This window comes from Streptomyces sp. NPDC031100 (assembly GCF_055570785.1).
Map to the genome: position 1 here is coordinate 60,142 of NZ_JBVIGN010000011.1, position 20,208 is coordinate 80,349.

The window sequence follows — 20,208 nt, forward strand, 5'->3', positions numbered from 1 at the left end:
ATCCTCGCACCTGTCACTGACAACGCGCCCGCGGCCCGGTGCCAAGTGATCTTGATTGGTCAGCTCTGCCCCCAAAAGTGCCTGACCAGGAATCCATCGGTGATCAGTTGAGATCGGTCACGTCCGGCCCTGGGCAACCAGGAGACCGAGGCGAGCGTCTTTCCTTCGAACATCGACGGGAACGCTTACGTAGTGCCCTCGGGGGCGGCACTACAGTGGGCCGGAACACCGGAACACAGGCGAACAGACAGCAGGGAGCGCGGAACGTGCGGCCAGTCGGCAGCAAGTACCTGCTCGAGGAGCCGCTCGGACGCGGCGCCACGGGCACCGTCTGGCGTGCCCGCCAGCGCGAGACCGCGGGCGCCGAGGCGGCCGTGGCCGGCCAGCCCGGCGAGACGGTCGCGATCAAGGTCCTCAAGGAGGAACTGGCGAGCGACCCGGACATCGTGATGCGGTTCCTGCGGGAACGCTCCGTCCTGCTCCGGCTCACCCACCCCAACATCGTCCGGGTCCGCGACCTGGTCGTCGAGGGCGAGCTGCTGGCCCTGGTCATGGACCTCGTCGACGGCCCCGACCTGCACCGCTACCTGCGCGAGAACGGCCCCCTCACCCCGGTCGCCGCCGCGCTGCTGACGGCGCAGATCGCCGACGCCCTCGCCGCGAGCCACGCCGACGGCGTCGTCCACCGCGACCTGAAGCCCGCCAACGTGCTGCTCCAGCAGTACGAGGGCCAGATGCACCCGATGCTGACCGACTTCGGTATCGCCCGCCTCGCCGACTCCCCGGGCCTGACCCGCACCCACGAGTTCGTCGGCACGCCCGCGTACGTCGCACCGGAGTCCGCCGAGGGCCGCCCGCAGACCTCCGCCGTCGACATCTACGGCGCCGGCATCCTGCTGTACGAGCTGGTCACCGGCCGCCCGCCGTTCGGCGGCGGCACCGCTCTCGAGGTGCTGCACCAGCACCTCAGCGCCGAGCCGCGCCGCCCCTCCACCGTCCCGGACCCGCTGTGGACGGTCATAGAACGCTGCCTGCGCAAGAACCCCGACGAGCGGCCCAGCGCCGAGAACCTCGCACGCGGGCTCCGGGTCGTGGCCGAGGGCGTCGGCGTGCACGCCAACGCCGCCCAGATCGCCGCCGCCGAGGGTGTCGCCGCCCTGCTGGCCCCGGACCCGGCCCCGACCGCCGTCCCGGGCGTGCCCGGCGCCGCCGACCCCACCCAGGTGCTGCCGACGAACGCGCCGCAGGGGGCCTACGGCCAGCACGATCCCAACGCAGCGACCAGCGTCCTGCCCCACACCGGCGGCCCCGCCGGTGCCGCCGACCCCACCGCCGTCCTGCCGAACACCGGCGCGGCCGACCCGACGGCGGTCATGCCGCCGATGCCCCAGGGCGGGCCCGGCCAGCAGCCCGAGCAGCCGCACCCCTGGCAGACCCAGCTGCGCGCCGCCCGGGACCGCAACGAGCAGACGCAGATCCAGTACCTCGACCCCGACGAGGACCCGCTGCGCCGCCGCCCCCAGCGACAGGTCGCCCGGCCGCAGCAGCCGCCGCGCCAGGCCCCGCAGGCGCGCCCGCAGCAACCGCAGCCGCGCGGCAGGCAGCGCCCGCCGGCGGGGTACGGCCACCCGCAGCAGCAGCCCCAGCAGTACGCCCCGCCGCAGCCGCAGCGGTACGCGCCCCCCGCCCCGGAGCCGCAGCGGCCCGCGCGCGAGCCCCGGCCGGCCCGCCAGCGCAGCGCCAACCCGATGAAGATCCCCGGCCTCGGCTGCCTGAAGGGCTGCCTGTTCACGATCGTCATCCTGATCGTGGCCGGCTGGCTGGTCTGGGAGCTGACCCCGCTGCACACCTGGGTCGGGCACGGCAAGGGCTACTGGCACCAGGTGACGGACTGGGTCCGCTCGGTGAGCCACTGGGTCAAGGAGCTGGGCTCCTCCTCCGGCAGCGGCGCCTGACCGCTGGTTTAGGGATTTGTCGACATCTGGCGGGTGATTTCCGTCTCCGCGGTGAAGGTTGGCTCCTCGGACGCGTAGTTTTAGCGACAACACGCGGCAGTAGGAGCAGTCTTGGCACGGAAGATCGGCAGCCGGTACACCGCCAACCAGATCCTGGGGCGGGGCAGCGCCGGCACGGTGTGGCTGGGTGAGGGACCTGACGGTCCCGTCGCCGTCAAGCTGCTGCGCGAGGACCTCGCGTCCGACCAGGAACTCGTCGGACGCTTCGTCCAGGAGCGCACCGCCCTGCTCGGCCTGGAGCACCCGAACATCGTCACCGTGCGCGACCTCGTGGTCGACGGCAACGACCTGGCGCTGGTCATGGACCTGGTGCGCGGCACCGATCTGCGCACCCGCCTCGAACGGGAGCGGCGCCTCGCACCCGAAGCGGCCGTGGCGATCGTCGCGGATATCGCGGACGCGCTCGCGGCCGCCCACGCGGCCGGGGTCGTACACCGGGACGTGAAGCCCGAGAACGTCCTGCTGGACATGCAGGGCCCGCTCGGCCCGGGCGGCGCCCACCCCGCGCTGCTCACCGACTTCGGCGTCGCCAAGCTGATCGACTCCCCGAAGCGCACCCGGGCCACGAAGATCATCGGTACGCCCGACTACCTGGCGCCGGAGATCGTCGAGGGCCTGCCGCCGCGGGCCTCCGTGGACATCTACGCGCTCGCCACGGTCCTGTACGAGCTGCTCGCCGGCTTCACCCCCTTCGGGGGCGGCCACCCCGGCGCGGTGCTGCGCCGGCACGTCACCGAGACCGTCGTACCGCTGCCCGGCATCCCCGAGGAGCTCTGGCAGCTGATCGTGCAGTGCCTGGCGAAGGCGCCCGCCTCCCGGCTGCGCGCCTCGGAGCTGGCCTCTCGGCTGCGGGAACAGCTGCCGACGCTGGTGGGGATGCCGCCGCTGGACGTGGACGAGCCGGACGCCGAGGCCGCCGGGGAGGAGACCGAGGAGCCGGCGCCGGCTCCTCGGTCCGGGAGCGAGCCGGTACGGCGGCGGGGAGCGGTGTCCCTCGTACCCGGCGCCAAGCCGGACTCCAACCGGGACACGCACACGTCGATGCGGGTGCCGGGACCGGACGAACTGGCAGGCGGAGCGCACGGTACGGCGCGGGTGCCGCGTACGGCCGGTGCGCCCCGGCCGGGGTCGGCCCGGCACCGTGCCGCGGTGCGGCGGCGCCGGATCACGCTGGGCGTGGCGGGGGTGGCCGTGGCAGCGCTCGTGGGAGTGGGCGCGTGGCTGGCCACGTCCGGTGAGGACCAGGCGCCGAAGGAGACCCACAGCACGTCGACGCCGTGACCGGAACATGCAGGGCCCAGGTCGGTTGCCGGAGCCGTTACGCTGGAGGCGTGGCAGTCGTCGATGTATCCGAAGAGCTGAAGTCCCTCTCCTCGACCATGGAGTCGATCGAGGCCGTCCTGGACCTCGACAAGCTGAGGGCAGACATCGCCGTGCTCGAGGAGCAGGCGGCCGCGCCGTCCCTGTGGGACAACCCGGACGAGGCGCAGAAGATCACCAGCAAGCTCTCCCACCTCCAGGCCGAGGTCAGGAAGGCGGAGGCGCTGCGCGGCCGGATCGACGATCTCGCGGTCCTCTTCGAGATGGCCGAGGAGGAGGACGACCCGGACACCCGCGCCGAGGCCGAGTCCGAGCTGGCAGCCGTCCGCAAGGCGCTGGACGAGATGGAGGTCCGGACGCTCCTCAGCGGCGAGTACGACTCCCGTGAGGCGCTCGTCAACATCCGCGCCGAGGCCGGTGGCGTCGACGCCGCCGACTTCGCCGAGAAGCTGCAGCGCATGTACCTGCGCTGGGCCGAGCAGCGCGGCTACAAGACCGAGCTCATCGAGACGTCGTACGCGGAAGAGGCCGGCATCAAGTCGACCACCTTCGCCGTGCAGTCGCCGTACGCCTACGGCACCCTCTCCGTCGAGCAGGGCACGCACCGCCTGGTGCGCATCTCGCCCTTCGACAACCAGGGCCGCCGTCAGACGTCCTTCGCGGGCGTCGAGGTGCTGCCGGTCGTCGAGCAGTCCGACCACGTCGAGATCGACGAGAGCGACCTGCGGATCGACGTGTACCGGTCCTCCGGCCCCGGCGGCCAGGGCGTGAACACGACCGACTCCGCGGTCCGCATCACGCACCTCCCCACCGGCATCGTGGTCTCCTGCCAGAACGAGCGGTCGCAGATCCAGAACAAGGCCACCGCGATGAACGTCCTCCAGGCCAAGCTGCTGGAGCGGCGCCGTCAGGAGGAGCAGGCCAAGATGGACGCCCTCAAGGGCGACGGCGGCAACTCCTGGGGCAACCAGATGCGTTCGTACGTGCTGCACCCGTACCAGATGGTCAAGGACCTGCGCACCGAGTACGAAGTGGGCAACCCGGAGGCCGTGTTCAACGGCGAGATCGACGGCTTCCTGGAGGCCGGCATTCGCTGGCGCAAGCAGCAGGAGAAGTAACTTTGTCGACATGACAACTGCCGCCCCCGAGGCGGCAGTTGTCATTTGTCTGGGTTTTACATCACACTCACAGGCTCCAAGTCTCCGCAAACGCCACCCCATCGGACATTGCGCGCGCAACGGCCTTGACGTTGCTTTGAAAAATGGGAAGGGTGAAGCGTGGCATGCGTATCTCTGGGGCGCATGTGAACCGGGGGAATTGGCGCGGATCTCGTCACAGCTACCTCCGTCGATCACGGCAAGCCCCGCACGCCGCCTCATTGACGAACAGCTACTGGGGGTAGCAACCATATGACGAAGAAGACGCGGATCCGGGTCGCGCGGATAGCCGCCGGCGCTGTGATCGCGGCCGGCGCCTCGCTGACCGCCGCGGGCGCCGCCTCGGCCCTGGACCTCGGTGTCCAGGCCGGTCCGATCAACATCGGCGTGAGCACGGACGGCGAGGCCGACGGCGGCGAAACCGGCGGCGACTGCCCGATCGGCATCTGCACCGATGGTGGCCAGGCCGGTGGCAATGAGACCGGTGGTAACGAGACCGGTGGCAACCAGACTGGCGGTAACGAGACCGGCGGCAATGAGACCGGCGGTAACGAGACCGGTGGCAATGAGACCGGCGGTAACGAGACCGGTGGCAATGAGACCGGCGGTAACGAGACCGGCGGCAATGAGACTGGCGGTAACGAGACCGGCGGTAACGAGACCGGCGGCAATGAGACCGGTGGCAACCAGACTGGCGGTAACGAGACCGGCGGCAATGAGACCGGCGGTAACGAGACCGGTGGCAACCAGACCGGCGGTAACGAGACCGGTGGCAACCAGACCGGCGGTAACGAGACCAGCGGCGGTGGCAGCTCCTCCGGCGGCTCCAGCAGCACGGGCGGCTCCAGCAGCACGGGCGGCTCCAGCACCGGCGGCGGCTCCAGCACCGGCGGCGGTTCCAGCACCGGCGGCTCCAGCACCACCGGCGGCACCACCCCCGACGGTGGCGGCAACGACAACGCGTCCCAGGAGGAGGGCTCCTCGGCCCTCACCGACACGGGCTCGGACACCTCGGCCAAGGGCGGCGACAAGCAGCTCGCCGAGACCGGTGCCGGGCAGACCGCGTTCCTGCTCGTCGGCGCCGCGACGATGATCGCCGGCGGCATCGGCTTCCGTGTCCTGCCGCGTCTGGTGAACGGCCGGGGCGGCGCGGCCGCCTGAGCGTAGCCTCGCGGTCACGCACGGTAGAGAGTGTGTAGACGGAAGGGCCCGGAGCATGGCGCTCCGGGCCCTTCCGGTATTCCTGCGCTCTTCTTACGCGGTCTGGTGCGCCAGCAGCGCCAGCGCTGCGATCAGCACCGCGAGCAGCGCGATCAGCGCTACGGGGTTCAGCCCCGTGGCGAAGCCCTCCTGCTGCAGTCGCGCGCGGTTGGCACGGCACACCGGGCACCGGCCCTCGCTCACAGGCGACGCGCAGTTCGCGCACACCAACCGGTCGTACGTCATGCGCTCGCCCTCCTTGCACCGGCCATCACACATATAACGCACACAGGAACGAGAACGTTCCCCCTCCACTGTGCCAGGTTCCCCCGGAAAGGGCTCGGGCGCCCGGAGAAACCGGAATCCAGGCCCGTACAAAAACGCACAAGTCTTGCCCAAGCGCAACCGGCGACTGCACTTGTACACCAGGTTCGCGTATGGTCACGCTCATCTACCCCCGGCGACCCGTGGTGCATCCGTGATCCGATTCGACAACGTCTCCAAGGTCTACCCCAAGCAGACCCGCCCAGCCCTCCGGGATGTCTCCCTGGAGGTGGAGAAGGGCGAGTTCGTCTTCCTCGTGGGGTCCTCCGGCTCCGGAAAGTCCACCTTCCTGCGGCTCGTCCTCCGCGAGGAGCGGTGCAGCCACGGTCAGGTGCACGTCCTGGGCAAGGACCTCGCACGCCTCTCCAACTGGAAGGTGCCGCAGATGCGCCGCCAGCTGGGGACGGTCTTCCAGGACTTCCGCCTCCTGCCCAACAAGACGGTCGCCGAGAACGTGGCCTTCGCGCAGGAGGTCATCGGCAAGTCGCGCGGCGAGATCCGCAAGTCCGTGCCGCAGGTGCTCGACCTCGTCGGGCTCGGCGGCAAGGAGGACCGGATGCCGGGCGAGCTGTCCGGTGGTGAGCAGCAGCGCGTGGCCATCGCGCGCGCCTTCGTCAACCGGCCCAAGCTGCTGATCGCGGACGAGCCCACCGGCAACCTCGACCCGCAGACCTCCGTCGGCATCATGAAGCTGCTCGACCGCATCAACCGGACGGGCACCACCGTGATCATGGCGACGCACGACCAGAACATCGTGGACCAGATGCGCAAGCGCGTCATCGAGCTGGAAAAGGGCCGCCTCGTCCGCGACCAGGCCCGCGGCGTCTACGGCTACCAGCACTGACGAGGAACGGAAAGGCTTAACCAGACGCCATGCGCGCCCAGTTCGTCCTGTCGGAGATCGGTGTCGGTCTCCGCCGCAACCTGACGATGACCTTCGCCGTCATCGTCTCCGTCGCCCTGTCCCTGGCACTGTTCGGCGGCTCGCTGCTGATGAGCGACCAGGTGAGCACCATGAAGGGCTATTGGTACGACAAGGTCAACGTCTCGATCTTCCTGTGCAACAAGAGCGATGCACAGTCGGACGTCAACTGCGCCAAGGGCGCGGTCACCGAGGACCAGAAGAAGCAGATCCTCGCCGACCTCCACAAGATGACGATCGTCGAGAAGGTCGCGTACGAGTCGCAGGACCAGGCGTACAAGCACTACAAGGAGCAGTTCGGAAACTCCCCGCTGGCCGGCTCGCTGACGCCGGACCAGATGCAGGAGTCGTACCGGATCAAGCTCAAGGACCCGCAGAAGTACAAGGTCATCGCGACCGCGTTCAACGGGCGGGACGGCGTGCAGTCGGTGCAGGACCAGAAGGGCATCCTGGACAACCTCTTCCAGCTGCTCGGTCTGATGAACCAGGCGGCGCTCTTCGTGATGGCGCTGATGCTGCTCATCGCGCTGCTGCTGATCGTCAACACCGTGCGCGTCTCGGCGTTCAGCCGCAGGCGCGAGACCGGGATCATGCGCCTGGTCGGTGCCTCGGGCTTCTACATCCAGGCGCCGTTCATCATGGAGGCCGCGGTCGCCGGTCTCATCGGCGGCGGCCTCGCCTGCATCTTCCTGGTCGTCGGGCGGTACTTCACCATCGACCACGGCATGGCCCTGTCCCACAAGCTGACGCTGATCAACTTCGTAGGCTGGGACGCGGTGTTGACCAAGCTTCCGCTGATCCTCGCCACCAGTGTCCTGATGCCTTCGTTGGCGGCCTTCTTCGCGTTGCGCAAGTACCTGAAGGTGTGACACATGCCAAGAGGGCCGTACAGTCATCCGGCCGTACGGCCCTTCGAGTTGTCCTAGACTCACCGCCATGTCAGGCCGTGACCTGTTCTGTCAGCCCCGCCGCTTCGGCCGCGGGGCCGCCCTGACCTTGGTCTTCGCCGGCGTCCTGGTCGCGGGCGCCGCCACCGGCTCCCTCCCGGACAGCGGCCAGGCGGTCGGCGCCGACCGCGGGACCGCTGCCGGTTCTGCCCCCACGGCCCCCGGACACGAGGACGTCCAGCAGGCCGCCCGCGAGGCGATGGCCGACGGGAAGTCCCCGATGGAGGCCGCGGAGCGGGCCGTCAGCCGCAGCGGCGACCGCTGGGGCGCCGTCTACTCCGAGGGCGAGTACGAGGAGTTCCAGGAGGCCCTCGACGGCCAGTACACCGGCGTCGGCCTGTGGGCCCGGCGCCAGCAGGACGGCCGTATCGAGGTGACGAAGGTGCAGCCCGGCTCGCCCGCGGCGGACGCCGGGATCCGCAGCGGGGACCGGCTGCGCAGCGTCGACGGCAGCAAGGTCGACGGACGTCCGGTCACGGAGGTGATCTCCTTACTCCGTGGTGACGCCGAGGACGCGCCCGCCGGTACGACGGTCACGCTCGGCCTCCAGCGCGGCACGCGCGCGTGGAGCGAGACCCTGCACCGGGTCCGCCTGTCCACGGACTCGGTGACCGTCCGCAAGCTGCCCGGCGGGGTCGCCGTCATCCGGATCGCCGCCTTCACCAAGGGCACTGGCGACGCCGTCCGCGCCGCCGTACGGCAGGCCCCGGTCGGCGCCGGCATCGTGCTCGACCTGCGCGGCAACTCCGGCGGTCTGGTCACCGAGGCGGTGGACACCGCCTCCGCCTTCCTCGACGGCGGCCTGGTCGCCACCTACGACGTCGACGGCGCCCAGCGCTCCCTGCACGCCGAGACCGGCGGCGACACCGCCCGGCCCCTGGTCACCCTGGTCGACGGGGGCACGATGAGCGCGGCCGAGATGCTCACCGGCGCCCTGCAGGACCGGGGACGCGCGGTCGTGATCGGCTCCCGCACCTTCGGCAAGGGCTCCATCCAGATGCCGACCGAGCTGCCCGACGGCTCGGTGGCCGAGCTGACCGTGGGCCACTACCGCACCCCCTCCGGCCACGCGGTGGACCGCCGGGGCATCACCCCCGACCTGGAGGCGGGGCCCAAGGCCGTGGAACGGGCGGAAACGGTGCTCATGGGTCTCGGCGATCCCTCCTAGCCCCTAATACGCTTCCCACCCACCCCCTCCATGGTGCGAAAATGGTCGGCACTATGGCTAAGGAAAAAGGGCGCAAGCTGATCGCGCAGAACAAGAAGGCGCGGCACGACTACCACATCCTCGACACCTACGAGGCCGGTCTGGTCCTCATGGGGACCGAGGTGAAGTCGCTGCGCCAGGGCCGCGCCTCGCTGGTCGACGGCTTCGTGCAGCTGGACGGCCACGAGGCGTGGCTGCACAACGTGCACGTCCCCGAGTACAGCCAGGGCACCTGGACCAACCACAGTGCCCGCCGCAAGCGGAAGCTGCTGCTGCACCGCGTCGAGATCGACAAGCTGGAGTCCAAGTCCCAGGAGACGGGTCACACGATCGTGCCCCTCGCCCTGTACTTCAAGGACGGCCGGGCCAAGGTCGAGATCGCGCTGGCGAAGGGCAAGAAGGAGTACGACAAGCGCCAGACCCTGCGCGAGAAGCAGGACCGGCGGGAGACGGACCGGGCGATCTCGGCGGCGCGCCGGCGCCAGCGCGCCTAGGGCCCCTCCGGCGGGAATACGCTGGCACGCGGGTGCGTTGATCCCGTACGATGGCACCAACACCGGGCGAAGACCCGGTGCGCGGATTGAAAAATGAACATGGGGATGATCGGTTTCGACAGCGGCTGTCGAAGCAGGGGAAGCGTGTCGAGGAAGCGGCCATGATCTCGTAAACCACAGGCCGAAAAAAATAATCGCCACTGTTAAGAGCGATTCTCCCGAGCGTTTCGCGCTCGCTGCCTGATAAGTAGCGACTCGCGAAACTCTCCTTAATGGGAGTGTCAGCCCGGGGCTGTTCCCGACCCGGATCCTGGCATCAGCTAGGGGACTAAACCTTGATCCCGGTCACGGGGTGAAGAGGGAAACCAAACAGTGACTGAGCCCGTCGGCGACTTGTTCGCGTGATCGCCGGGGCTGAGAAAAGCACAGCGAACTGCACACGGAGAAGCCCTGGTTCCGCACCGTTGGACGCGGGTTCGATTCCCGCCATCTCCACCACCCCATGTGGCCCCTGATCTGCGGCGATAGCCGCGGGTCAGGGGCCTTCCGCATGTTCGTGGGGCATTCGGGAACGTAGGCGACCGTTCCGCTTGCGGCATGCATCTTCCCTTGTCTACCGACCGGTAGCACTCTGTCGCGCGCACCACACCCTCATCTCCTGCTCGGGAGGAGTTCTCCGGATGCGCGCAAGACATCTGGCCGCCTCCGTGTGCGCGATGGCGCTCGCGGTGCTCGGCCTCACCCCTGCCGCTGCCCACGCCGATGAGCCCAAGCCGACTTCGGTCGTCTCGCTCGGCGACAGCGAGATCTCCGGCGAAGGTATCGGCACCTACACCCCGGACACCGACGGCACGGGCGGCAACTGGTGCCACCGCTCACCCGATGCGGCCATCCATCGCATCGGCCTGACCGACAAGTCGTTCAACTTCGCCTGCTCCGGTGCCACCGCCGACAACATCTGGGCCGGGGGGAACAAGCAGTACCCCAGTGAGCAGGTCCAGAGCGACTCCCTAGCCGAGGCCGCCCGCACCACCCAGGTGAAGATGGTCGTGGTCATGATCGGCGCGAACGACGACCTTCAGTTCGGGCCGGTCGTCACGGACTGCGTGGAACGCTGGTTCCTGTCCAAGGGCGCCTGCAACAGCGGTTACGCACCGGGCTGGCAGGCCCGTGTGGACGGTCTGGTGCCGAAGGTCGTGCACGCCCTGACCTCGGTGCGGCAGACCATGCGGGACGCGGGATACGCGGACTCCTCCTACAAGCTCGTCATGATGGGCTACCCGTCGCCGATGAGCCCGGACATCGGCGACTACTCCTACGGCACGAAGCTGGGCGGCGGCTGCACCGGCTATGACGCCGATCTGGCGTGGGGCCGTAACAGCGCGGTCCCCCTGTTCGAGACCGGGATCCGGAAGGCGGCCGAACAGGCGGGCGTCTCCTACCTGGACGCCTCACGGCTGTTCCACGGGCACGAGGTGTGCACCGACAACACATGGGCGCGCGGCCTGTACGTCGACCTGTCCAAGAGCTGGGACGCGAACGCGGTCCGGCAGTCGTTCCACCCGAACTACCGGGGCCACGGCGCGTTCGCCGCGTGCCTGGCCGCGTTCTACCTCCGCACCGTGAACACCGCCACCTGCGTCGACCCGGCGTCCGCCGGCCAGCCGGTCCTCTACGACGGGCTGATGGACCTGAAGCCGGTCACCGGAGGATCCGGTCAGTGCGCGGACGCCAAGGGCGCACAGACGCTGAACGGGACACCGGTCATCGGCTGGCCCTGCCACGGCGGCCGCAACCAACTGTGGTGGTACGACGCGAGCCGGCGGCACACCCTCCACGCGGCGCTCACCCATGACCGGTGCTGGGACGTGAAGGGCGCCAGCTACCAGGCCGGGACACCGGTCATCCTGTGGAACTGCCACGGCGGCGCCAATCAGGCGTTCGTACGCACGGGTGCGACGCTGCGCCCGGAGGCCGCGCAGGACCTGTGCGTGGCCCAGCCGCAGGACGGGGCCGGGCTGGTGCTCGCCGCGTGTGACGGAACCGCACGTCAGGAATGGGCCCTCTGACAGCGCAGCCTCCCGTACCGGCTCAGGCGAGCGGCGCGGGGGAGCGAGCAGGTGGACCTCGCTGACGGCCGCCCGTCCGGGATCCTGAATCCGCCGGGTGTCTCAGGCCCCGTCGAGACCGAGTCGCCGGTGACTCGGGCTCGGCGGGGCCTGTCGCGTGCGTGCCCCGATCAGCAGGGCCACGGTGGCCGCCGTGGCCGGGACCGCGAAGGCGAGGGCGGTGGAGAGGTGCTCCGCCGCCCAGCCGCCCGTCGCCGAACCGCACGCGATGCCCGTGAGCAGACCGGTGACGACCAGGCTCATGCCCTCGTTGAGCCGGTCGGCAGGGGTGCGGGCCTGTACGAGGGTCATCGCGGTCACCATCGTCGGCGCGGTCGCCATGCCCGCCACCAGCAGCGCGCCCGCCAGGACCGGGAGCGAACCGGCGGTGGTGGCCGCCAGCCAGGGCAGGGTCATCAGCACGGCCATCGCGAGCAGGCAGCGGGCGAGGGTGAGCCCGGCCGGCTTCAGCGCCCCGTACAGCAGGCCCGCCACGCACGAACCCGCCGCCTGCAGCGCGAGGACCACACCGGCCGCTGTCCGGTGCCCCTGCGCGTCGGCGTAGGCGATCGTGACGACCTCCATCGAACCGAACACCGCCCCGGTCGCCACGAAGCAGGCCAGCAGGGGCGGCATCCCCGGGCTCCGCAGCGGCGACGGCGCCTTCGAACGGGCCCGCGGCGGCGGCTCGGTCGACCGCTGGGCGGTGAACAGCAGCATCCCGGCCAGCAGCAGCGCGGCCCCGGCGAGCGTGCCCGCCTCCGGGAAGAACGCGCCGGTCAGGAAGGACGCGAGCACCGGGCCGAGCATGAAGCACAGCTCGTCGGCCGCCTGCTCGAAGGAGTTCGCGGTGTGCAGGGCGCCCGGCTCGTCACGCAGCAGGTGGGCCCAGCGGGCGCGGGACAACCCGCCGATGTTGGGGGTGGCCGCGGTCGCGGCGTACGCGGCGAACAGGGTCCAGTCCGGGGCGTCGTAGTGCACGCACAGCAGCAGCGCGAGGCTGCCGAGCACGGCGGTGAGGGTGGCCGGGACGGCGACCCGGGCCTGCCCGTACCGGTCCACGAGCCGCGCGATCCAGGGCCCGGCCACCCCGGTCGCCGCGAGCCCGGTGGCCGTGACGGCACCGGCGAGGGCGTACGAGCCCCGGGACCCGGCGATCATCACGACCGCGCTCACCCCGAACATGCCCATGGGGAGGCGGGCGATCAGGTTGCCGGCGGTGAAGGCACGGGTGCCGGGGAGGGAGAAGAGGCGACGGTATCCGGTGAGTTGCGGCGAACTATGCTGTATTCGGGTGTCTTCGGTGGTCTGTTGCGGCATGGCTCAACATTCGCCCGGAGTGGATCACCGGGTCCAACACCTTCTCGGCACCGATTCACGCAACCACGTTGTAAATTCGCCGTCATGTCTGCCCCCGTTCACCTGGACCCCCGCCTGCTGCGGGCCTTCCTCGCCGTCGCCGAGGAGCTGCACTTCACCCGGGCCGCGGCCCGCCTGTACGTCGCCCAGCAGGCGCTGAGCCGGGATGTGCGGCGGCTGGAGCGGGAGTTGGGCGCCGAGCTGTTCGTGCGGACCACCCGGCAGGTGACGCTGACCGCGGACGGCGAGCGGCTGCTGCCGCACGCCCGCCGGGTCCTCGCCGCCCAGGACGAGCTGCTCGCCGCCTTCGGGCAGGCCCGGCCGCTGCTGGTCGACCTCAACTCCGCGGGCCTGGCCACGGGCCGCCGCGTGCTGCACCGGGCCAGGGAACTCGCCCCCGACTGCGAGCTGATGGCCCGCTACGAGAGCGGCCTCACCGGAGCCGCGGCCGAGCTGCTCGCCGGCCGGCTGGACGCCTCCTTCGGGCGCTTCGCCGGTCTGGACGCGGCCGTGCGGTCCGGTCTGGAGCAGCAGCCCGTGCGCTACGAGCCGATGGCGGTCGTCCTGCCCGAGGACCATCCCCTGGCCGCCCGGCCCGAGGTGCCGCTGGCCGCGCTGGCCGGGGAGACGGTGTACGCCGGTGCCGGGAACCCGCGCACCCTGGAGTGGACCGACCTGGCCCGTCGTCTCTTCGAGGGGCGCGGCATCCGGGTCGCGTCCCCGCTTCCACTCGCGGTCGGGGACGAGGAGTTCGAGCGGATCATGGCCAAGACCCGCCACCCGATTCTGGCCGTGGTGGGCTTTCCGGCCCTGCCCGGCACGGTGCTGCGGCCGCTTGTCGATCCCGTTCCGCTGTCGGCTGTGTCGCTTGTCTGGCGTAAGGGGCTGGTGCATCCCGGGTTGGACGCACTTCGGAGGGCTGCGGCCGAAATCGCCAGGTCTGATGGGTGGCTACGACATCCCGCCGACCGATGGATTCCGGCCAGTGATGATGAGGTGATGAGCGTGCACAAGTGACACGTGGTAAGTACCGAGCCTCCGCGTGCGCTACATTCATGGCCCAAGCACAGTGTGGTAATCGGGGGCGCCCGGACCGGGCCGTGCCTGGTTCGATCGACGGGTGCTCGGGGTCGTAGGCGCACCCGGAACTGTCCCGTGGGGGGATGCGCGCGCGTGAAAGAGTGGCGAGAAGACGCCCAACCGGAATGCTCCGAAACCGCATCCACGGATCGGGAGCTGCCGGTGACGGGAGACGACACCGAGGTCCTGCCGAAGACCGGAATGATTCCGGCCACCTCGGGCTCTGCGGGTGACGGATCGATTCGGGAGGCCGGAGCCGAGACGGCTGATGCGGCGTCGGCTTCCGGCTCCCGTGCGGCTGATGCGGCCGCGGTGGCTTCCGGCTCCCCTGCGGCTGATGCGGTCGCGGCGGCTTCCCGCTCCGAGACGGCCACCGCCGACCCCGCGGACGACTCGCAGGAGACGACGGCTCAGCCCGACGCCGTCCAGCTCGATGACGTCCAGCTGAGCCCGGCCGCGGGTGACCCGCGCGGCACCGGCCGCGACGGCTCCGACGGGCCGGTCTTCGTGGACGAGTCGGGCCGGCGCGGCCGCCGCTTCCGCCGCCTCGGCATGCTCGTCGCCGTCGCCTGTGCCGGTTACGCCGGCGTCATCGTCGCCACCCTGCTGTCCGGAAACTCCGACGCGCCGTGGCTGCCGGTCCCCGGCCAGGACGACGACAAGCCGGCCGTCCAGGTGCGCACCTCGCCGCTGCCCACCGCCTCCAAGGGCCCGACCACCTCGGCAACCGGGCCGGCCCTGTCTCCCACGGCGGGCGCCGCCTCCGTCCCCGGCGCCGGTTCCCCCGACGGCCCCGGGGCCAGTGGCTCGGCCACCGCTCAGCCGACGGCGGCCGCCTCCTCCGCCCCCGGCGCCGTCGGCGGTGCCACGAACTCCCCGTCCGCGTCGGCCGCTTCCCCCGCCGCGTCCCCGGACCCGTCCCCCTCCCTCAGCGGCACCCCTCCCACCCCCTCGCTGTCCCCGTCGGCCACCAAGCGCACCCCCGGCGGAAAGCGCCGCCACCCGCATCCCACGTTCTCACTCTGACCAGGGGAAACACCCTCTGATGGCTTCACGCTTCCGCCGCCGTACCTCCCCGTCCGGCCGGCGTCCCCGGCTACCGCTGCGCCACCTGCTGGCGATCCTGGTCCTCGGCGCGACCCTGGCCATGCTCATGCTGCGCGGATACGTGCACAACGAGATCCTCGCGGACCACCGGGTGCGGCCCGCGGCGCCGAACGACAAGGTGCCGCAGAAGATCCTCGACGGCGGTCCGGTCATCGACACCCGGGGCGGCCGCGTCACCAGCCTGCGGGTGCCCGACCACCGCATCGTCCTCACCTTCGACGACGGCCCCGACCCGGCCTGGACGCCGAAGGTCCTCGACATCCTGAAGAAGCACCACGCGCACGCGGTCTTCTTCGTCACCGGCTCCATGGCCTCGCGCCACCCGGACCTCGTCAGGCGCATGGTGGACGAGGGCCAGGAGGTCGGCGTGCACACCTTCGACCACCCCGATCTCTCGTACCACTCCAAGGAGCGCATCGACTGGGAGCTGTCCCAGAACCAGCTGGCGCTCGCCGGAGCGGCAGGCATCCGCAGTTCGCTGTTCCGGCCGCCGTACTCCTCCTTCGCGGACGCCATGGACGACCGTTCCTGGCCCGTGACCGAGTACATCGGCAAGCGCGGCTACCTCACCGTGGTCAACGACGCCGACAGCGAGGACTGGCGCAGGCCGGGCGCCGAGGAGATCATCCGCAACGCCACGCCCAAGGGCGGCAAGGGCGCGGTGGTCCTCATGCACGACTCGGGCGGCGACCGCCACCAGACGGTCCAGGCGCTCGACAGGTTCCTGCCCCGGCTGCAGAAGCAGGGCTACGCGTTCCAGACCCTCACCGAGGCACTGAAGGCACCGGACGCGGACACCCCGGTCACCGGCCTCGACCTGTGGAAGGGGAAGGCCTGGATTCTCCTGGTGAAGGCGTCGGACAACATCACCGCGGTCCTCGTCGTCGGCCTCGCGGTCGTCGGCTTCCTGGTGTTCGCGCGCTTCGGCCTGATGCTGCTGCTGTCCGCCGCGCACACGCGCCGCACCCGCCGTCCCGGCTTCCGCTGGGGCGAAGAGCCGGTCACCGAGCCCGTGTCGGTGCTGGTCCCGGCCTACAACGAGGCCAAGTGCATCGAGAACACCGTCCGTTCGCTGATGCGCAGCGAGCATCCGATCGAGGTCCTCGTCATCGACGACGGCTCCACGGACGGTACGGCCCGTATCGTGGAAGAGCTGGGGCTGCCCGACGTACGCGTGATCCGGCAGCTCAACGCGGGCAAACCCGCCGCCCTCAACCGCGGTGTGGCGAACGCCCGGTACGACCTGATCGTGATGATGGACGGCGACACCGTCTTCGAGCCGGCCACCGTGGGCGAACTGGTGCAGCCCTTCGCCGACCCGCGGGTCGGCGCCGTCGCCGGCAACGCCAAGGTCGGCAACAAGGACACACTCATCGGCGCCTGGCAGCACATCGAGTACGTGATGGGCTTCAACCTCGACCGCCGCATGTACGACGTCCTGCGCTGCATGCCGACCATCCCCGGCGCGGTGGGTGCCTTCCGGCGCTCGGCCCTGGAGCGGGTCGGCGGCATGAGCGACGACACGCTCGCCGAGGACACCGACATCACGATGGCCGTCCACCGGGACGGCTGGCAGGTCGTGTACGCCGAGAAGGCCCGGGCCTGGACCGAGGCGCCTGAGTCGGTCCAGCAGCTGTGGTCGCAGCGCTACCGCTGGTCGTACGGCACCATGCAGGCGATCTGGAAGCACCGGCGCGCCCTCTTCGAGCGCGGCCCCTCCGGGCGGTTCGGCCGCGTGGGCCTGCCGCTGGTGTCCCTCTTCCAGGTCGTCGCCCCGCTCCTGGCCCCGCTGATCGACCTCTTCCTCGTCTACGGCCTGGTGTTCGGCCCCACCGAGAAGACGATCGTGGCCTGGTTCGGCGTCCTCGCGATCCAGGCGGCCTGCGCGGCCTACGCCTTCGTCCTCGACCGCGAGCCGCTGACCCCGCTGATCTCGCTGCCCCTGCAGCAGATCCTCTACCGCCAGCTCATGTACGTCGTGCTGCTCCAGTCCTGGATCACGGCCCTCACCGGCGGCCGGCTGCGCTGGCAGAAGCTGCGCCGCACGGGCGGCATCACGGCTCCCCCGAACCCGCCCGCCCGGCGCCGGCCCGGCACGGACGGGGCACCGGTCGGATGACCGCCCCGCTCGTCGAGGACCGCCCCGCAGCGGAGCAGCAGCGCGACGGTACTGCTCCTCCTCCACGTCAGCCCTGCCTGGAGCTTCCCTCACCGCCCGCCCACTCGGTGAGTGAGAGCAAAGTTCCTTTCCGGTCACCCACAGCCACAGGCAGGAAACGCGTCCTCCCTACCTTCGGGACTCATCACCGGAGCACCGTGGAGGCGTCATGACAGCCCCTAGTACAGCCCCCTCCCCGAGCAACAGGAGGGGAGGCCGCTGGATCGAGCACTGGGATCCGGAGGACGACGCATTCTGGAACGCGACCGGCGAGAAGGTCGCCCGCCGGAACCTGATCTTCTCCGTCCTGTCCGAGCACACCGGCTTCTCGATCTGGACCATGTGGTCCGTGCTGGTGCTCTTCATGGGCCCGGAGTACGGGCTGACCCCGGCGGACAAGTTCCTGCTGACCTCGATGGTCACGCTGGTCGGCGCCGTCGTCCGCGTCCCCTACACCTTCGCCGTCGCGATCTTCGGCGGCCGGAACTGGACGATCGTCTCGGCCGGCCTGCTGCTCGTGCCGACCGTCGGCGCGTTCGCGGTGATGAAGCCGGGGACGTCCTTCGACACCTTCCTCCTCATCGGCCTGCTCGCGGGCATCGGCGGCGGCAACTTCGCCTCCTCCATGACCAACATCAACGCCTTCTTCCCGCTCAGGAAGAAGGGGTGGGCGCTCGGGCTGAACGCCGGTGGCGGCAACATCGGCGTGCCGGTCATCCAGCTGGTCGCGCTCGCCATCATCGGGGCCAGCGGCGGCCCGCGTGTGCTGCTCGGCATCTACATCCCGCTGATCGTGGTCGCCGCCGTCCTCGCCGCCCTCTTCATGGACAACCTCTCCTCCGTGAAGAACGACACCGGCGCCGCCAAGGACGCCGCGAAGGACGCCCACACCTGGATCATGTCCTTCCTCTACATCGGCACCTTCGGGTCGTTCATCGGCTACGCCTTCGCCTTCGGGCAGGTGCTGCAGGTCCAGTTCGGGCGTACGCCGCTGCAGGCCGCGTACCTCACCTTCATCGGCCCGCTCCTCGGCTCGCTCATCCGGCCCGTCGGCGGCTGGCTCGCCGACCGGTACGGCGGCGCGAAGATCACCCTCTGGAACTACGTCGGCATGGCCGCCGCCACCGCCGTACTCGTCGTCGCCAGCATGCAGAAGTCGCTGCCGCTGTTCGTGTCGGTCTTCGTCGTGCTGTTCGTGCTGAGCGGGCTCGGCAACGGGTCGACGTACAAGATGATCCCGGGGATCTTCCAGGCCAAGGCCGTGGCCAAGGGGCTCACCGGTGAGGAAGCGGCCGCCTACGGCCGGCGCCTCTCCGGCGCCTCCATGGGCCTCATCGGTGCGGTCGGCGCGCTCGGCGGGGTCGGCATCAACATGGCCTTCCGCCAGTCCTTCCTCTCCTACGGCTCCGGCACCGGCGCCTTTGTCGTCTTCCTCGCCTTCTACGGCGTGTGCTTCGCGGTCACCTGGGCCGTATACCTTCGCCGCCCGGCCGCGCAGGTTCACGCAGGCGCAGCCGCCTCGGAGGCGAAGCCGCAGCTCAGCTACGCCGAGGTGTGACGTAACACCGGCGACATCAAGCCGAACCGAGCCTGTCACGAGCCGTTGACAGGCTCGCTCGGCATGCGGGCCAGCTAGGAGGGCAGCCATGTACGACCGACAGCAGCAACCCGAACAGGGGCCCCTCGCCGGGTTCACCGTGGGGGTGACGGCCGCGCGCCGCGCCGACGAGCTGGGCGCGCTGCTCCAGCGGCGCGGCGCCACCGTGCTGCACGCGCCCGCCCTGCGCATCGTGCCCCTTGCCGATGACGGCGAACTGCTCGCAGCCACCAAGGAGATCATCGACCAGCCGCTGGACGTCGTGGTGGCCACCACCGCGATCGGCTTCCGGGGCTGGATCGAGGCCGCCGACGGGTGGGGGCTGGGGGACCAGCTGCTCGATCGTCTTCGGGGCGTGGAGCTGCTCGCCCGCGGGCCCAAGGTGAAGGGAGCCGTCCGGGCCGCCGGGCTCACGGAGGACTGGTCGCCGTGCAGCGAGTCCATGGCGGAGGTCCTCGACCGGCTGCTGGCGGAGGGCGTCGACGGCCGCCGTATCGCCGCACAGCTGCACGGGGAGCCGCTGCCCGGCTTCGTGGAGGCGCTGCGGGCCGCGGGAGCGGAGGTCGTGCCGGTGCCGGTGTACCGCTGGATGCCGCCGGACGACATCGGCCCCATGGACCGCCTGCTGGACGCGGCCGTCTCCCGCGGGGTGGACGCGCTCACCTTCACCAGCGCGCCTGCCGCCGCGTCCCTGCTCTCGCGGGCCGAGGAACGCGGCCTGCTCGGCGAGGTCCTGGTCGCGCTCGGCCATGACGTGCTGCCCGCGTGCGTGGGCCCCGTCACCGCGCTTCCGCTCCAGGCCCGGGGCGTGGACACCGTACAGCCGGAGCGCTTCCGCCTCGGTCCGCTGGTGCAACTGCTGTGCCAGGAACTGCCCGGGCGGGCACGGGCGTTGCCGATCGCCGGGCACCGGGTGGAGATCCGGGGCCACGCGGTGCTGGTGGACGGCGACCTGAAGCCGGTGCCGCCCGCGGGTATGTCCCTGCTGCGGGCACTGTCCCGGCGCCCAGGCTGGGTGGTGGCCCGAGCCGAGCTGCTGCGGGCGCTGCCGGGCGCCGGGCGCGACGAACACGCCGTGGAAACAGCCATGGCCCGCCTCCGTACGGCACTGGGGGCACCGAAGCTGATCCAGACGGTGGTGAAGCGGGGGTACCGGCTGGCGCTGGATCCGGCGGCGGACGCGAAGTACGCGGACGCGTAGCGCAAGGAATCT

At 70.6% G+C, this 20,208-nt stretch carries 16 protein-coding genes and 1 other RNA gene; 15 read left to right on the plus strand and 2 right to left on the minus strand.

Going from position 1 to position 20,208, the window contains the following annotated elements:
* The first annotated feature begins 266 nt into the window (after positions 1 to 266).
* The 4 genes from ACZ5DS_RS28600 to ACZ5DS_RS28615 all read left to right on the plus strand — a co-directional run bounded on the left by ACZ5DS_RS28600 (position 267) and on the right by ACZ5DS_RS28615 (position 5,653).
* Positions 267 to 1,955 carry a serine/threonine-protein kinase gene (locus ACZ5DS_RS28600; RefSeq protein ID WP_468243934.1) on the plus strand — a complete coding sequence of 563 codons (1,689 nt, stop codon included), beginning with the start codon at positions 267 to 269 and terminating at the stop codon, positions 1,953 to 1,955.
* A 111-nt stretch (positions 1,956 to 2,066) separates the two neighbouring features.
* Entirely contained in the window at positions 2,067 to 3,296 is a 1,230-nt protein-coding gene (locus tag ACZ5DS_RS28605) for a serine/threonine-protein kinase (RefSeq protein ID WP_468243937.1), read from the plus strand.
* 50 nt (positions 3,297 to 3,346) lie between these two features.
* Complete coding sequence (gene prfB / locus ACZ5DS_RS28610; protein WP_468243940.1) at positions 3,347 to 4,453, plus strand: peptide chain release factor 2; 1,107 nt, start codon at positions 3,347 to 3,349, stop codon at positions 4,451 to 4,453.
* A 291-nt stretch (positions 4,454 to 4,744) separates the two neighbouring features.
* Positions 4,745 to 5,653 carry a hypothetical protein gene (locus ACZ5DS_RS28615; protein ID WP_468243943.1) on the plus strand — a complete coding sequence of 303 codons (909 nt, stop codon included), beginning with the start codon at positions 4,745 to 4,747 and terminating at the stop codon, positions 5,651 to 5,653.
* Between the two features lie 93 nt (positions 5,654 to 5,746).
* Here the strand turns inward: ACZ5DS_RS28615 and ACZ5DS_RS28620 are convergent, their stop codons facing one another.
* Positions 5,747 to 5,938 carry a hypothetical protein gene (locus tag ACZ5DS_RS28620; RefSeq protein ID WP_468243946.1) on the minus strand — a complete coding sequence of 64 codons (192 nt, stop codon included), beginning with the start codon at positions 5,936 to 5,938 and terminating at the stop codon, positions 5,747 to 5,749.
* A gap of 232 nt (positions 5,939 to 6,170) precedes the next feature.
* Here ACZ5DS_RS28620 and ftsE point away from each other — a divergent pair, with 232 nt between their 5' ends.
* From ftsE to ACZ5DS_RS28650, 6 genes are all read left to right on the plus strand, one after another.
* Positions 6,171 to 6,860, plus strand: a complete 690-nt coding sequence (gene ftsE, locus ACZ5DS_RS28625; RefSeq protein WP_031159396.1) for a cell division ATP-binding protein FtsE — start codon at positions 6,171 to 6,173, stop codon at positions 6,858 to 6,860.
* 29 nt (positions 6,861 to 6,889) lie between these two features.
* Positions 6,890 to 7,807, plus strand: a complete 918-nt coding sequence (gene ftsX, locus ACZ5DS_RS28630; protein ID WP_468243949.1) for a permease-like cell division protein FtsX — start codon at positions 6,890 to 6,892, stop codon at positions 7,805 to 7,807.
* A 67-nt stretch (positions 7,808 to 7,874) separates the two neighbouring features.
* On the plus strand, positions 7,875 to 9,053 hold the full coding sequence (locus tag ACZ5DS_RS28635; RefSeq protein WP_468243951.1) for a S41 family peptidase: 1,179 nt from the start codon (positions 7,875 to 7,877) through the stop codon (positions 9,051 to 9,053).
* Positions 9,054 to 9,106: 53 nt separating this feature from the next.
* Positions 9,107 to 9,586, plus strand: a complete 480-nt coding sequence (gene smpB / locus ACZ5DS_RS28640) for an SsrA-binding protein SmpB (RefSeq protein WP_468243954.1) — start codon at positions 9,107 to 9,109, stop codon at positions 9,584 to 9,586.
* A gap of 101 nt (positions 9,587 to 9,687) precedes the next feature.
* Positions 9,688 to 10,084, plus strand: a transfer-messenger RNA (tmRNA) gene (gene ssrA, locus ACZ5DS_RS28645).
* A 182-nt stretch (positions 10,085 to 10,266) separates the two neighbouring features.
* Entirely contained in the window at positions 10,267 to 11,655 is a 1,389-nt protein-coding gene (locus ACZ5DS_RS28650) for a ricin-type beta-trefoil lectin domain protein (protein WP_468243956.1), read from the plus strand.
* Between the two features lie 102 nt (positions 11,656 to 11,757).
* Here ACZ5DS_RS28650 and ACZ5DS_RS28655 read toward each other — a convergent pair whose 3' ends face one another.
* A complete protein-coding gene (locus ACZ5DS_RS28655) occupies positions 11,758 to 13,014 on the minus strand; it encodes an MFS transporter (RefSeq protein WP_468243959.1) in 1,257 nt (418 codons plus the stop codon).
* 84 nt (positions 13,015 to 13,098) lie between these two features.
* Between ACZ5DS_RS28655 and ACZ5DS_RS28660 the strand changes: the two genes are divergently transcribed.
* The 5 genes from ACZ5DS_RS28660 to ACZ5DS_RS28680 all read left to right on the plus strand — a co-directional run bounded on the left by ACZ5DS_RS28660 (position 13,099) and on the right by ACZ5DS_RS28680 (position 20,196).
* Positions 13,099 to 14,070, plus strand: a complete 972-nt coding sequence (locus tag ACZ5DS_RS28660) for a LysR family transcriptional regulator (protein ID WP_468243962.1) — start codon at positions 13,099 to 13,101, stop codon at positions 14,068 to 14,070.
* 225 nt (positions 14,071 to 14,295) lie between these two features.
* The gene (locus tag ACZ5DS_RS28665; protein ID WP_468243965.1) at positions 14,296 to 15,159 is read left to right on the plus strand and encodes a hypothetical protein; all 864 of its coding nucleotides are present in this window, start codon (positions 14,296 to 14,298) and stop codon (positions 15,157 to 15,159) included.
* A 19-nt stretch (positions 15,160 to 15,178) separates the two neighbouring features.
* The gene (locus tag ACZ5DS_RS28670) at positions 15,179 to 17,359 is read left to right on the plus strand and encodes a polysaccharide deacetylase family protein (RefSeq protein WP_468243968.1); all 2,181 of its coding nucleotides are present in this window, start codon (positions 15,179 to 15,181) and stop codon (positions 17,357 to 17,359) included.
* Between the two features lie 208 nt (positions 17,360 to 17,567).
* The gene (locus ACZ5DS_RS28675; protein ID WP_468243971.1) at positions 17,568 to 18,956 is read left to right on the plus strand and encodes a nitrate/nitrite transporter; all 1,389 of its coding nucleotides are present in this window, start codon (positions 17,568 to 17,570) and stop codon (positions 18,954 to 18,956) included.
* An 88-nt stretch (positions 18,957 to 19,044) separates the two neighbouring features.
* The gene (locus tag ACZ5DS_RS28680) at positions 19,045 to 20,196 is read left to right on the plus strand and encodes a uroporphyrinogen-III synthase (protein ID WP_468243973.1); all 1,152 of its coding nucleotides are present in this window, start codon (positions 19,045 to 19,047) and stop codon (positions 20,194 to 20,196) included.
* The last annotated feature ends 12 nt before the right edge of the window (positions 20,197 to 20,208 follow it).